General features: G+C 65.2%; 12 protein-coding genes. 9 read left to right on the top strand and 3 right to left on the bottom strand.

Annotated features, from left to right (window positions below; genetic code table 11):
* Positions 1-26 precede the first annotated feature (26 nt).
* The 5 genes from H8F26_RS10505 (at position 27) to H8F26_RS10485 (ending at position 5,434) form a co-directional block, all read left to right on the top strand.
* Positions 27-1,106, top strand: coding sequence for a calcium/sodium antiporter (locus H8F26_RS10505; protein WP_197159128.1), 1,080 nt, complete (start codon positions 27-29; stop codon positions 1,104-1,106).
* Between the two features lie 51 nt (positions 1,107-1,157).
* Positions 1,158-2,282 carry an amino acid ABC transporter substrate-binding protein gene (locus H8F26_RS10500; protein ID WP_197153899.1) on the top strand — a complete coding sequence of 375 codons (1,125 nt, stop codon included), beginning with the start codon at positions 1,158-1,160 and terminating at the stop codon, positions 2,280-2,282.
* The gene (locus H8F26_RS10495; RefSeq protein WP_197153898.1) at positions 2,282-3,289 is read left to right on the top strand and encodes an ABC transporter permease subunit; all 1,008 of its coding nucleotides are present in this window, start codon (positions 2,282-2,284) and stop codon (positions 3,287-3,289) included. Before H8F26_RS10500 ends, H8F26_RS10495 begins: the two co-directional genes overlap by 1 nt.
* A complete protein-coding gene (locus H8F26_RS10490; RefSeq protein WP_197153897.1) occupies positions 3,289-4,545 on the top strand; it encodes an amino acid ABC transporter permease in 1,257 nt (418 codons plus the stop codon). Before H8F26_RS10495 ends, H8F26_RS10490 begins: the two co-directional genes overlap by 1 nt.
* Positions 4,546-4,699: 154 nt before the next feature.
* Positions 4,700-5,434: an amino acid ABC transporter ATP-binding protein gene (locus tag H8F26_RS10485; protein WP_304623193.1), complete on the top strand. Its 735-nt coding sequence runs from the start codon at positions 4,700-4,702 to the stop codon at positions 5,432-5,434.
* Positions 5,435-5,474: 40 nt separating this feature from the next.
* Here H8F26_RS10485 and H8F26_RS10480 read toward each other — a convergent pair whose 3' ends face one another.
* Both H8F26_RS10480 and H8F26_RS10475 read right to left on the bottom strand, forming a co-directional pair.
* Positions 5,475-6,122, bottom strand: a complete 648-nt coding sequence (locus H8F26_RS10480; RefSeq protein WP_197153896.1) for a response regulator transcription factor — start codon at positions 6,120-6,122, stop codon at positions 5,475-5,477.
* Positions 6,103-7,266, bottom strand: a complete 1,164-nt coding sequence (locus H8F26_RS10475; protein WP_197153895.1) for a sensor histidine kinase KdpD — start codon at positions 7,264-7,266, stop codon at positions 6,103-6,105. The genes H8F26_RS10480 and H8F26_RS10475 overlap by 20 nt, the downstream gene beginning before the upstream one ends.
* A gap of 72 nt (positions 7,267-7,338) precedes the next feature.
* Here H8F26_RS10475 and H8F26_RS10470 point away from each other — a divergent pair, with 72 nt between their 5' ends.
* A complete protein-coding gene (locus tag H8F26_RS10470; protein ID WP_231605133.1) occupies positions 7,339-8,046 on the top strand; it encodes a DedA family protein in 708 nt (235 codons plus the stop codon).
* On the opposite strand, the gene H8F26_RS10465 is transcribed toward H8F26_RS10470, so the two are convergent.
* Positions 8,043-8,285, bottom strand: a complete 243-nt coding sequence (locus H8F26_RS10465; RefSeq protein ID WP_197153894.1) for a hypothetical protein — start codon at positions 8,283-8,285, stop codon at positions 8,043-8,045. The two genes, H8F26_RS10470 and H8F26_RS10465, sit on opposite strands and share 4 nt — an antisense overlap.
* Before the next feature lie 442 nt (positions 8,286-8,727).
* Here H8F26_RS10465 and H8F26_RS10460 point away from each other — a divergent pair, with 442 nt between their 5' ends.
* Genes H8F26_RS10460 through H8F26_RS10450 form a run of 3 tightly spaced genes read left to right on the top strand, consistent with a single transcriptional unit; the run spans position 8,728 to position 13,495 of the window.
* Positions 8,728-10,635 (top strand): NAD(P)H-quinone oxidoreductase subunit F, encoded by a 1,908-nt coding sequence (locus H8F26_RS10460; RefSeq protein ID WP_197153893.1) that lies wholly within the window; start codon positions 8,728-8,730, stop codon positions 10,633-10,635.
* Complete coding sequence (locus H8F26_RS10455) at positions 10,635-12,188, top strand: NADH-quinone oxidoreductase subunit M (protein ID WP_197153892.1); 1,554 nt, start codon at positions 10,635-10,637, stop codon at positions 12,186-12,188. Before H8F26_RS10460 ends, H8F26_RS10455 begins: the two co-directional genes overlap by 1 nt.
* Positions 12,185-13,495 carry a CO2 hydration protein gene (locus tag H8F26_RS10450; protein ID WP_197153891.1) on the top strand — a complete coding sequence of 437 codons (1,311 nt, stop codon included), beginning with the start codon at positions 12,185-12,187 and terminating at the stop codon, positions 13,493-13,495. The genes H8F26_RS10455 and H8F26_RS10450 overlap by 4 nt, the downstream gene beginning before the upstream one ends.
* Positions 13,496-13,516: the final 21 nt, after the last annotated feature.

The raw sequence follows: 13,516 nt of genomic DNA, 5'->3' as shown, positions 1-13,516 counted from the left end.
TGCATGGCCCCATGGCCGCGGCTGCTATGCCCTTCCTGATCAGTTCCCTGCAGATCGTCGGCGGCATCCTTCTGCTCTTCGGCGGCGGTGAATTGTTTGTGGCTGGTTCGGTGGCAGTGGCCCTGCTCCTGGGCATTCCCCAGCTGGTGATTGGCCTCACCGTGGTGTCGCTCGGCACCAGCGCCCCGGAGCTGTTCGTGAGTTTGCTCTCGACCCTGCAGGGAGGTGCCGGCGGTGATGCCCTGGCCGTGAGCAACGTGGTGGGCAGCAACATCTTCAACGTGCTGGTGGTGCTCGGCTGCAGTGCCCTGGTGATGCCACTGCGCGTCCAGAGTCGGCTGGTGCGCCGCGATGTGCCTCTGCTGCTGGGGGTGTCGATGGCCGTGTGGGGGATGGCCTCCGGCGGTCGCCTCACCTGGCAGGCCGGCGTCGCCCTGCTGGTGGGCACCGTGATCAATCTGGTCTGGGAAAGTCGCACGGCCAGCGAACACCCGGAGGAGTCGGCCGATGGGATGGAGGAGAACGAGGCCAGCTCCACACCTGTGGCCATCGCCCGGCTCGCTGCGGGACTGCTGCTGCTGGTGGGGGGATCCAAGCTGCTGGTGGATGGAGCCACCGCCGCCGCTGTGGGCCTCGGGGTGAGCAATACCGTGATCGGCCTGACGATCGTGTCGGCGGGCACCTCGATGCCGGAGCTGGTCACCTCGGTGGTGGCGGCTTACCGCGGCAAGACCGATCTGGCCATCGGCAATGTGGTGGGCAGCAACCTGCTCAACCAGTTCCTGATCCTCGGGATCTGCGCCACGGTGTCCGGCGGCCGCGGCCTGGGGGTGGATCCGGTGATGATCAGCCGCGATCTGCCGATCATGGTGCTCACCACCCTGGCCTGCCTGCCGATCTTCTGGACCCAGGGGGTGATCACGCGGCTGGAGGGCGGCATCCTTGTGCTGCTCTACGGCCTCTACCTCACTGAACAGATCCTCAGCAACAGCGCCCCCGCCATGGCGGATCCGTTCCGCTTCGTGGTGGTGGCAGCCGTGCTGCCGTTGGTGCTGGTCTTTCTCGTCTGGCAGATGCTGCGCTGGCGAGAGCAACGCAGCGGCTGAACCTGCTGTAGGGGGAATGCGTGAGAAGATCCGGAGAGTTTCCGGCCCCTGATGCGCTCCATCACCGTTGCCAAGGCGGTCCGACCCCTGTTTGGGAAGGCTCCCGGCCTGGTCTCTAGGCGCCTGGGTCTGGCCGTGACGGCCCTGCTGGCGGGCCTTCCTCTGCTCACGGCCTGCGCTCCGGAGGGCGCCACCGGTCTGGAAAGCCCGAAGATGTCTCAGATCAAGGCGCGCGGGCGGCTGATCTGCGGGGTCGAGGGCAAGCTGCCCGGCTTCAGCTTCGTCGAGTCCAGCGGTGCCTACAGCGGCCTCGATGTGGACGTCTGCAAGGCGGTGGCAGCCTCCCTGCTGGGTGATCCCTCCAAGGTGGAATACCGCGATCTCAATTCCACCGAACGCTTTGCGGCCCTGGCAAGCGGTGAGGTGGATCTGCTGTCGCGCAACACCACCATGACCCTGAGTCGCGACTCGGCTGGTGGCAATGGGCTCAGCTTCGGCCCCACCACCTTCTATGACGGCCAGGGGGTGATGGCGCCGACGGGCAGTGGCATCAACAGTCTCAAAGATCTGGCTGGCAAGCCGATCTGCGTGGAGAGCGGCACCACCACCGAGCTCAACCTGGCCGACCGGATGCGCGAGCTGAAGGTGCCCTACACGCCGCTCAAGTTCCAGACCAGTGACCAGACCTACGCCGCCTATCTGGGTAAGCGCTGCGTGGCGGTGACCTCCGATCGCTCGCAGCTGGCGGGCAAGCGCACCAGCTTCCCCGATCCCAGCGCCCATACCCTGCTGCCGGAGGTGCTGAGCAAGGAGCCCCTCACCCCCGCCACCACCAATGGCGATCCGGTCTGGGCCGATGCCGTGCGCTGGACGGTCTACGGCCTGATGCAGGCGGAGGAACTGGGGATCACCCAGGCCAACGTGGACGCCAAGCTCGCCGAGGCCAAGGCCAGTGCGAACCTGGCGGACCTGCGCCGCTTCCTGGGTGTGGAAGGGGATTTCGGCCGCCAGCTGGGTCTGCCGGCTGATTTCGTGGTGAAGTCGATCAAGGCGAGCGGCAACTACGGCGAGATCTTTGATCGCAATGTCGGTCCTGGCTCCAGGCTGAAGCTGGATCGCGGCCTCAATCGCCAGTGGAAGGATGGCGGCCTGATCTACTCGCCCCCCTTCCGCTGATGCCGGCGGCCGAGCCCCCACCGCGCCAGCCGGTGACGATCGCCTGGTGGCGCAACCGCCGGGTGTTGCCCTGGGTGATCCAGATCTTGGTCGCCCTGCTGGTGTTGCTGCTGATCGCCTTTCTGCTGGGCAATCTGATCCGCAACCTCACGGCGGCGGGGATGCTGCTGAGCTGGCGCTGGCTCGGGCAGCCCGCCAGCTTTGACATTGCCGAATCGCTGCTGCCCTTTGATGCGGCCATGCCCTACTGGCGGGGCCTGCTGGCAGGGCTGGTGAACACCCTGCGCGCCGTGCTCACCGGCCTGGTGGGGGCCACCCTGCTGGGGACAGCGGCGGGGATGGCGGCCTTCAGCAGTAACGGCCTCTTGCGGGCCCTGGTGCGGACCTACGTGGAAGTGGTGCGCAACATCCCGCTGCTGCTGCAGCTGGTGTTCTGGTATTTCGTGGTGTTCCTGACCCTGCCGAACGGCACGGCTGCCCTGCAGATTCCGGGTGTGGTGCTGGCCAAGTCGGGGCTCTATGTGGCCGGTTTCGCTGAGGGTCTGCGCTGGGCCGGGCCCCAGCTGGTCAATGGCGTCTGGCAGGCCCCCCTGCGGCTGTCGGTGGAGTTCTCCGCCCTGATCACGGGTCTGGTGATCTATTCGGGGGCCTTCATTGCCGAGGTGGTGCGCGGTGGCATCGCCGCCGTGCCCAGGGGTCAGTGGGAGGCGGCGGCCTCCCTGGGGCTGCGCTGGTTCACCACCCTGCGCCGCATCGTGCTGCCCCAGGCGCTGCGGGTGATCATTCCCGGCCTCAACACCCAGTACATCTCCCTGGCCAAGAATTCGTCGCTGGCGGTGGCCGTGGGCTACGCCGATCTCTATTCCGTGGCCGAAACGACCCTCAACCAGACGGGTCGTGCCGTGGAGGTGGTGGTGCTGCTGATGGGGGCGTATCTGATCCTGGATCTGCTGATTTCGGCGCTGATGAACGGGCTCAATCACCTCGTTCAGATCAAGGAGCGCTGATGACTCACTCCCCCGCCCATCCGGCGCGCTCCGCCGCCAATCCGTCCCGCTCCGCATTGCTGTGGCTGCGGCGCGAGCTGTTTTCCAGCCCCGCCGACGGAGCCCTCAGCATCGGCCTGATCACCCTGCTGCTGCTGGCAGGGGCGGGCTTCCTGCGTTGGGCCTTCAGCCAGGCCGAGTGGGCGGTGATCCGGCTGAACAGCACCCTGTTCGCCGTGGGGCGCTACCCGGAGGCCGAGCAGTGGCGGCTCTGGCTGATCACGACCCTGTTCTCGGCCGCCGCCGGCCTCAGCTGGGGGCTGCTGCGCGCCTACCCCCGCGCCGATCGAAGGGGCGAGCTCTGGCCCCGTAACGACCGCATTGCCGCAGCCTTGCTGACCTTCCTGGCCCTTTGGACACCCTGGTTCCTGGAGCTGTCGGCGTCGATCGCCGGCCGTTGGTGGGGCCTGGCAGCCCTGTTGCTGGCCCTGCGTTGGCTGGCGGGCCGCTGGGGACGGCGACTGCCTCCACCGGTGCTGCGCCTGGTGCCCTTGCTCTGGCCCGTGCTCTATCTGGTGGGGCTTGGCCTGATCAACGGCGGCATCGGCCTGATCGATGTGCATCCCACCGCCTGGGGTGGCCTGCTGCTCACCCTGGTGGAAGCCAGCCTGGCGATCCTGCTCTGTTTCCCCCTGGGGGTGCTCCTGGCCCTGGGGCGCCGCAGCGAGCTGCCGCTGTTGCGCTGGGGATCGGTGCTCTACATCGAGTTCATCCGCGGGGCGCCACTGATCACCCTGCTGTTCCTGGGCCAGAACATCCTCGGATTCCTGCTCCCCGGGGGGCTCACTGCCGATCGGGTCTGGCGGGCCGCCTGGGTGCTCACCCTCTTTGCCGCGGCCTACCTGGCGGAAGCTGTGCGGGCCGGTCTGGCAGCGGTGCCTGGCGGACAGCTTGAGGCGGCCCGCAGCCTGGGGCTCTCCTACTGGCTGGCGATGCAGCGGGTTGTGCTGCCGCAGGCCCTGCGGGTGGCCCTGCCGGCAATGGTTGGGCAGTTCATCTCTCTGTTGCAGGACACCACACTGCTTTCGCTGATCGGCCTGATGGAACTGCTCGGCATCGCCCGCACGGTGATGGCCAACCCCGCCTTCCTGGGCCGCAACGGTGAGGTCTATCTCACGCTGGCGGTGCTGTTCTGGATCTGCTGCGCAGCTCTGGGCCTGGGCAGCCGGGCCTTGGAACGTCGCCTGGATCCCCACATCACCGGCAGCTCCCGCTGACGCATTTCCAGCATTCGCTGATGCACCCTGAGCCAGCAGCCCAGATCAGCCTCTCGGCTCTCCCCCCATCCTTCACCGCTTCGGTGCCTTTCCGATGACTCCACCGCTGCCGCAATCTCTGGACACCCCGAATCCTCAGGGCGACGGCCGGTCCATGCCCCTGATGATCGAGGCCAGGGGAGTGCAGAAGTGGTACCCGAATGGCTTTCACGCCCTGCGCGGCGTTGATCTCTCAGTGCGGCGGGGGGAGGTGGTGGTGATCATGGGGCCATCGGGGTCGGGCAAGAGCACCTTTCTGCGCACCTTCAACGCCCTGGAAACCTTCCAGAAGGGCACGATCGAGGTGGATGGCATCGCCCTCACGGACGATCTGCAGCAGATCGATACGGTCCGGCGTGAGGTGGGCATGGTGTTTCAGCAATTCAATCTCTTTCCCCATCTCACGGTGCTCGACAATCTGATGCTGGCGCCGGTGCTGGTGCGCCGTCGTTCCCGCGAACAGGTGCGTCGTCAGGCCCTGCAACTCCTGGAGCGGGTCGGTATCGCCGAACAGGCCCAGAAGTATCCCGGTCAACTTTCGGGCGGCCAGCAGCAACGGGTGGCAATCGCCCGCTCCCTCTGCATGGAACCGCGGATCATGCTGTTCGATGAACCCACCAGTTCCCTTGATCCCGAGATGGTGCGGGAGGTGCTGGATGTGATGCAGAACCTTGCCAGCGAAGGGATGACCATGGTGGTGGTGACCCACGAGGTGCGCTTCGCCCGGCAGGTGGCCAGTCGGGTGGTGCTGATGGCGGAAGGGAGGGTGGTGGAGGAAGCCGAGCCTGAAGACTTCTTCACAGCCCCCAGCCATGAGCGCTCGCGCCGCTTCCTCGACCAGATCCTCTGAGCCGGGGATCATGGAGCCTTGAACCTTTGCAGCGCTGGGTTCAGACCCTGACGCCCTCCTCAGAGCGACCGAGATAGCGGAGCACAGCCTGGGTGCGGTTTGTCACCCCAAGCTTCTGAAAGATCGTCTGCAGATAGATGCGCACCGTTCCAGATGTGATCCCCAGATGGGCAGCGATCTCATTGTTGGTGAGGCCATCAGCGAGGCAGACGAGCACATCCCCCTCCCGGCGGGTGAGCGGCGGCAAGGCTGTGACGTTGGCTTTCAGCTGCTGCAGACCCTGATTGCGTTCGCGCAGGGCGCTTGTGGCGGTGGTATCCCACCAGCTTGCGCCTTGGCTGAGGCTGCGTAGGGCCACCTCCAGATGGTCCAGGGCCACGGCCTTATGGAGATAGCCCGAAGCCCCCATCTCCCACAGCCGCCCCACCCAGCTGACATCGTCCTGGCTGGTGAGAATCAGCACCGGCAGCCCGAAACCTGACACGATCCGCCGACAGACCTCCATGCCACCCAGGCCCGGAAGGCCGATATCCAGGATCACCACATCCACGGGCGCTTCGGCCAGCAGCTCCAGAGCCCGTTCTCCATCGGCCGTGGTGCGCACGTCCTCCACAAAGGCCTGGCGATGCAGGAATGTCTCGATCCCGAGGCTGTAGGCCTGGTCGTCTTCAATCAGCAGGAGCTTCAAGAGACTTGGTGTCAACCTCACGCCACGATGGCACCTCTGCCGGCAGAACGACCTCGAACAGGGCTCCACCTTCGGGGCGATTGGTGGCGGTGATCCGGCCATGGTGAGCCTCCACGATCTGGCGGCACAGGTAGAGACCCAGGCCACTGCCGCGTCGATCGGGATCAGCGCGGTAGAAACGATCAAATAGTTGGGCCAAGGACTCTGCAGGAAACCCGGGACCACGATCCAGCACCTGAAGGCGTAGTTCACTGTCCACAGCGACGAGAACCAGGGCAATCACATCGCGGCGGAGGGAGTGGCCGATCGCATTGAGAAGAAGGTTTTCCATTAACCGACGCACCATGGCGGCATCGCACAGCCAGGTCAGGGTGTCCTGCCCAGCCGGGAGGCGCAGCTCCAGCACAATCGACCGTTCCTCTGCCAGGGGGCGTACGGCTTCGATGGCGTCCTGTGCCAGGCCGATCACGTTCAGGGGCTCTCGATGGAGAGGCAGGCCGTCGATATCGGCGCGGAAGATCTGCAGCAGGTCCTCGATCAGCCGAAGGCAGCGCTCCTGGCTGCTCAGGATCGCGACAAGGCCGCGCAGCTGCAGGTCGTTCAGCCCATCAGGATCAAGCTCCTGGCGCATCAGTCGGGCGGTGGCCAGAGTTCCGAGCACCGGGGTCTTGAGATCGTGGGCCAGGGTGTCGATCAGATCGTGCCGAAGATCGGCCTGGGCCAGACGCACCTCCATGGCCAGCTGGCGGGTGTGCAGGCGTCGATTACGGAGACATAATTCCGTGGTGACCCCCAGTGCCAGGCAGGCCAGAAGGCGGGAGGCCAGCGGCCGCCAGGCCAGGGACGCCGGCCAGGCTGCGGTGTGCAGCCCCAGCTTCAGAGGGATCAGCGTCAGCAGGCAACAGAGCAGGAAATAGCGCATCGCTTCGGCCCGTCCGCGACGCTCCGCTCCCAGCAGAAGGGGAACGACAAAGAGATAACCCACTACCACCTGCGTCGAAGAAAGCCAGTCGGCCAGCTGAATCAGCAGGGTGAGAAAGATGATGAAGCCGCGGGACTGCAGAACCCGCACACCACCTGCCCCAGGCCTCCGGGCCGATGATCGCGCCTCCAGGGACGTGGGAGGGCGGGAGTCTGCGGTCATGCGGAGGTTGTGAAGAGCTGAATTCTGGGATCGCTCCTCAGCGCTGGGGCGCCAAACTCCAGGCACGGGGCATTGGCTCCCGAACCCAAGGCTCCTCCCCGGGAACACGCCGTGCAGGCTCTGATCGAAACGCTCCCGGATCTGATCAGCGCAGCGGTGGAGGCCAACCAGCTCTGGGGCTATCTGGTGATCGGCATGCTGATGTTCTTTGAGAACGTCGTTCCACCGATTCCGTCCGAACTGATCATGCCGCTCGCCGGTTTTCTCGTAGCCCAGGGGAAGCTGGCGCTGCTGCCGGTGGTGGTGGCCGGCCTGAGCGGCACCCTGCTCGGCGCCTGGCTCTGGTACGGGGTCGGTCGCCTGATCAGTGAAGAGCGGCTGGCACGCCTGCTGGCTCGCCATGGGCGCTGGATCGGCCTCCATCCGAACGATCTGGCCCGCAGTCGCCGCTGGTTTCAGCGCCACGGCCATGCGGTGGTGTTCTGGGGCCGGATCCTGCCGGGGGTGCGCACTCTGGTATCGGTTCCAGCCGGTCTGGAGCTGATGCCTCAGCTGCCCTTCCTGCTCTGGAGCGGGGCCGGCAGTCTGATCTGGATCCTCTTTCTCAGCCTGGCCGGCATGACCCTGGGCGAGCACTACGAGCAGGCCGCGGCCCGGATCGCCCCCTTCGCCCACGTGATCCAGGTTGTGCTGGTGCTGGCCGTGCTCGTCGTGGTGGCCCGGGTGGCTTTGGTGCTGCTGAGAACCTGGCGGGATCGCCGTGGTCGAGGCCTCGATTAGCGGAACGCGGGTTCCTCGGTGGTGGGCTGTCCCATCCCCGCGGGATCCAGGCGTTCGAGCGTGGTGATCAAGGTGATCGATACCACGACCACCACAACCGCGAATGCCGCCATGAGGCCATCGTTCCACCGCAAACCCCGGGGCGGTCTCTCCCCCATCCCTTCAAGCGGCCGACCGCAATCGGCACAGATCAGGCTGTCCCGGCCACCACCCACCCCCTGTCTGGAGCGGGCCGCCACACGACAACCGCAGGAAGGGCAAGGCAAGGGTGGAGCGCGGAACCAACCCCTATCGTCCCACCGCTCAGCGCAGGCGGTGATCAGGACACCTGATCACAAATCTTCTGATCACGAATCCTTGATGCAGACATAGGATTTTCTCGCTGCCAATCCACCCATGATCAAGCGGCACCCCTTTAGTATCAGCGGCCAATCATTGCCGTTGTCCAACCGATGCCAAAGGCCTGAACAAGCTGTCTCCCTTTTTCCTCGCCTGGCCCCGATCACCTTGCTGGGGTGAAGTGTTGTCGATAACTCCCGCATGGCACCTCATTCAGGCTTGAATGTGTCATCCACCCGATCACTCCAGGCGGCTTCCAGAGTGGCCAGGGCCTTGGCCAATGTCTGACCACTTCTGGATGTCCATGGCTGCCTTGCTTTTCCTTCCCCCTACTCCCCTGCGATGAGCGTCTTCCTGGCTCAGACGGCCTGGCTCATTCCTCTCTACCCCCTTCTCGCCGCCCTGGCCTCGCTGGCCTGGTCGTCGGGCGGGATCGCCCGAACCGGGCCAAGGCCGTGCGGTTACCTCAACCTGTTGATGGTGAGCGTGTCGTTCGTCCACAGCGTGCTCGCCCTGATCGCCCTGCATTCCAATGCCGCGGCTGGCGCCGCCGCCCTCTATCGACCTCTGACGATCAGCTGGACCTGGCTGTCGACCGCCGGACTGCGTATCGGCTTTGATGGGATCATCAGCGAACCGTCGCTGATTGCGATGACGGTGATCACAGGCCTGCATGTTCTCGTGCAGATCTACACGATTGCCTATCTGGAAATGGACTGGGGCTGGCCCCGCTTTTTCGGTTGTCTGAGTTTCTTCGAGGCCGGCCTCTGCGGGCTTGCTCTCACCGATTCGCTGTTCTTCAGCTATGTGATCCTTGAATTGCTCACCCTCGGTACCTATCTGATTGTTGGTACCTGGTACAACCAATCTCTGGTGGTGAAGGGAGCCCGCGATGCCTTCCTCACCAAGCGGGTGGGGGACCTGATCCTGCTGGCCGGGGTGATCGCGCTGCTACCGATGACCGGCACCTGGAATTTCCATGGCCTCCAGGCCTGGGCGGCGGCCCAGGCCGCCTCTGGTGATGGCTTGCCGGCGGCCTTCACCCTGATCCTTCTGGCCCTGATTGCAGGCCCGATGGGAAAGTGTGCTCAGATCCCGCTCCATCTCTGGCTGGATGAGGCGATGGAGAGTCCGATTCCCTCCACCGTGCTGCGCAATTCGGTGGTCGTGGTCGGTGGTGCCTGGGTGTTGCTGCGCCTGGAACCACTGATCGAACTCAGCCCGCTCGTCCAGGCCGTGCTGGTGGTCGTCGGGGGAACCACCGCTTTGGTGGCCTCCCTGATCGCCCTGGCCCAGGTGGATGTGAAGCGCGCCCTGTCGTTCCTGGTGAGCAGTTGGCTGGGTTTGCTGTTTGTGGCTGTGGGACTGAGTGGCATCACTGTTGCCGACCATCTTCTGCTGGTCTATCCCCTGCCGATGGCCCTGATGCTGATGTCGATCGGCACCATCGTGATCAGCAACGTCACCCAGGACCTCACCCAGCTGGGTGGGCTGTGGAGCCGCAGGCCCCTGATGGGCATCGCTTTCCTCGTTGGTGCCTTCGGCCTGATCGGTCTGCCTCCGTTCGGCGGCTTTGCCGCGCTGCGGGAATTGTTGGCCCTCACGGCCGCCAGTACCCATCCCCTGCTGCTCAGCGGCCTGGTGCTACTCACCAATGCATTGATCAGCGCGGGGCTGATCAGGGTCTTCGGCCAGATCTGGGGAGGCCGCACCACCCCCTTCACAGTCCGCTCTCCGGAAGGGCTCTGGTTGATGGTGCTGCCCACGCTGTTCCTCACCGGTCTGGTGCTGCACATGCCCCAGTTGCTGGTGCGGAACGGCATCTTTGCCCTCACGCCCCTGCCTGGCTGGGGTCCGTTGGCGGTTCCCTTGCTGCTCTCCACCCTGCTGGGGGGTGGACTCTCGGCCCTCTTCTATCTGCGGCCCCATCCCCTGGCCCATCTGCCGGCAGCCCTTGGGGGCCTGCAGGACTGGCTCGCCCACGACATGCAGACCGAGCGCTTCTATCACCGCACCGTGGTGGGGCTGGTGCTGACCCTGGCCCGCCTCAGCGCCTGGTCGGATCAGCGTCTGGTGGATGGGTTCAGCGAGGGTACCGGTGAAGCCACCCTCGAAGGCGCCCGGCGCCTCAGTCTCACCACCTCCGGCCGGTCCCAGGCCTATGCCCTGTCGCTGCTGCTGGGGGTTCTGTTGATGTCCGCCTGGTTGCTGGCCAGCCAGCCCCTCGTGCCCTTCGTTTCTCTCCGCTGATGGCACCCTCCGTTCTCCTGCTGCTGCTGGCTTTCCCCCTGGCCGCCGGCCTGCTGCTGCCGCTGCTTCCCGAGGGGCAGCCCGTACGGGTGCGCAGCCTTGCGGCTGCGGCCACGGCCGCCCAGCTGCTGGTGGGTCTGCTGTGCTGGCGCCTGCCCCCTGCTGATCTCCATCAAGACTGGGTGCCCCAGCTGGGTCTTCAGCTCGATCTCGGGCTGGATGGTCTGTCGTTGCCGCTGATCCTGCTCACCAGCCTGCTCTCCACGGCCGCCATCCTCTCGGCACCGGCTGATCAGCTGCGGCCCCGGCTGTTCTTTCCGTTGTTGCTGGCCACCAACCTGGGGGTCATGGGCGCCTTCCTGGCCCGCAACGCCCTGCTGTTCGTGCTCGCCTTCGAGCTGGTGCTGATCCCCACCACGCTGCTGGTGGCGATCTGGGGAGGTGAGCGGCGCGCCGGCGCTGCGATCCGTTTCCTCCTCTATGGCGCCGTTTCCGGCCTCGCCCTCCTGGCGGGCGTGCTCGCCTTCGGCTGGTTCAACGCCAACGGTTTCAGCTTCGGCTACGACGACCTCAGCAACGCTGATCTCTCCCCCACCGCCCAGCGCTGGATCCTGGCCCTGCTGCTGCTCGGTTTCGGCCTGAAACTGCCGGTGGTGCCGCTGCACGGCTGGCAGCCGCTCACCTACAGCCAGGCCCCCACTCCGGTTGTGATGGTGGTGGGCGGTGCGGTTTCGAAGCTGGGCGCCTACGGGCTACTCCGTTTCGCGGTGGGTGATCTGCCCGATCTCTGGGTGAGCTGGTCGCCCTGGATCGCCGCTGCGGGCGCCATCAGTGCCGTGTATGGCGCCCTCAACGCCATCGCCCAGAGCGACATGCGCCGCCTGATGGCCTACAGCTCGCTTGGCCACATGGGTCTGCTGGTCCTGGCCCTGGCGGCGGCAACGCCCCTCAGCCTGCAGGGAGCCGTGGCCCAGATCCTGGCGCACGGTCTGATTCTGGCTCTGTTGTTTGCCTGTGTGGGGCTGATCGAGCGCAAGACCGGCACCTCCTCCATACCCGAACTTTCCGGTCTGCTCAATCCCCTGCGGGGCCTGCCGTTCACCCTGGGGATGTTGCTGGTTGCCCTGATGGCAGCCGCCGGCATTCCGGGTCTGGCCAGTTTCCCTGCCGAGCTGCTGGTGTTCGAAGGCAGTTGGACCGCCTTCCCCCGCGCCACCCTGGTGTGTCTGGTGGCCTCAGGCTTCACGGCCGTCTATGCCGTGCGTCTGTTCAACCGGGTGGGCTTCGGCCGTCTGGATAACGAGCGCGCCGACTGGCAGTCGACCTGCTGGAGCGAAAGGGCCCCTGCCCTGGCGCTCACCCTGCTGGTGATCGCTGTCGGGATCTGGCCTACGGCCCTGGTGGGCTGGAGCGAGGCCGATACCGCCGCCCTGGCGGTCCGCCCCCTGATCATCCCGAACTCAATCGCCCCCGCCTCGCTGGCCATGGTGCCCTCCGGCCTCGTCTCAGCGGCCGCCCCCTCCGCTACCCCCTCGGTCGTTCTGCCGTCATGAGCACGTCTCCCGTTCAGGCCGGCGCCCCGGCCACCACCCCCCTGATCCCCCCTTCCAACCATCCCTACGCGGAGGTGATTCACCGGCTTGAGGCCGGCGGCTCAATGCTGCCGGACACGCCGGAGAACCTGATGCAGATCATCGGCATCTACAAGGCCTATGCCGTGCCGATGGATTTTTACTGGCGCGATCTGCTCTACATCGCTGAGCAGGTGTTCCTCCAGCCCCTGCCCGCCTTCAAATACCTGATCTCACAGGAGTATCTGGATCGACCCAATTCCTATGCGGGTGATCAGTCGTCTCTGAGGATCTGGCGAGGTGGAGAGAAGGCGCATCCGGAACTGCTGGCCTTCATGGAGAAGGGCGAAACCTTCCGCATGCCCAAGCTGCTCCATCACCTCTGGCACGACCGGGTGAATATGGAGTTCGCCGAGGCCTGCATGCGGGCCATGCTCTGGCACCAGGGTATGGGGGGGCGTTTCAACGACTATCTCGAATCGGAGGCCTACCGTGCCAATGCTGACCGAGCAATCCGTGCTTACTTCAAGCGCAACCCCGTGATGCTGGGCTTGTACAAGTTGTTCCCAGAGATGTTTCTGGAGCAATGCAAGCAGGCCAGCTACACCGCCAATCTCGGCCTGTTCTGGGAGGTGATGGCGCCGGTCTTCTTCGAAATGAGCGACATCTACGATGAAGGTGGCTTCCAGGGCGTTCCCGATGCCATGGACTTTTTGGTGAATGGCATCTTTGCGGTGGCAGGAAGGCCGATCTACCACCACGTCTATGTGGATGGGGAGTGCATTGAAGTCATCCCCAAAAGCGAAGGATTCACCTGGCTCTACGAAGCTGCTCTCCCGTATGTGGAAGCAGTGTTCTACCGCACATCACCCTTCCGAGGCACCAAGAGCTACAACGCCCAGGCTGGACAGGTGCCGAGCGATCAGGCTGATTTCCACTACGGAATTCTCTATGCTGACGTGTTTCCGGTGGGTTCGGCGGGCATCCCCCCCACCCTGCTGATGCAGGACATGCTGCATTTCCTGCCCCCCTACCTGCAGGAGCTCTACCGCAAGCACCGCCGCAGTGAAGAAGACCAGTTGGTTCAGCTGGGCATCACCTTTCAGCGCTCGATGTACAACGTCACCTCGGCGGTGATCCAGGCCTTGCGCTGTGCCCTGCTCTATCCGCTCGACGACACCAATCCGGAGCACCTGCTGGCCAACCGACGCTTCTTCGAGGCGCAGATGGACCGTTTCCTCAGGCCGGAGGCGCGCCTGCCCCAGGTCCAGACCCAGGACTATCGCTGAATCCGTTACCTCCTCTTACAC

It is taken from the genome of Synechococcus sp. CBW1006 (assembly GCF_015840525.1).
GTDB lineage: Bacteria > Cyanobacteriota > Cyanobacteriia > PCC-6307 > Cyanobiaceae > CBW1002.
This window is presented reverse-complemented; position numbering and strand designations above follow the sequence as displayed.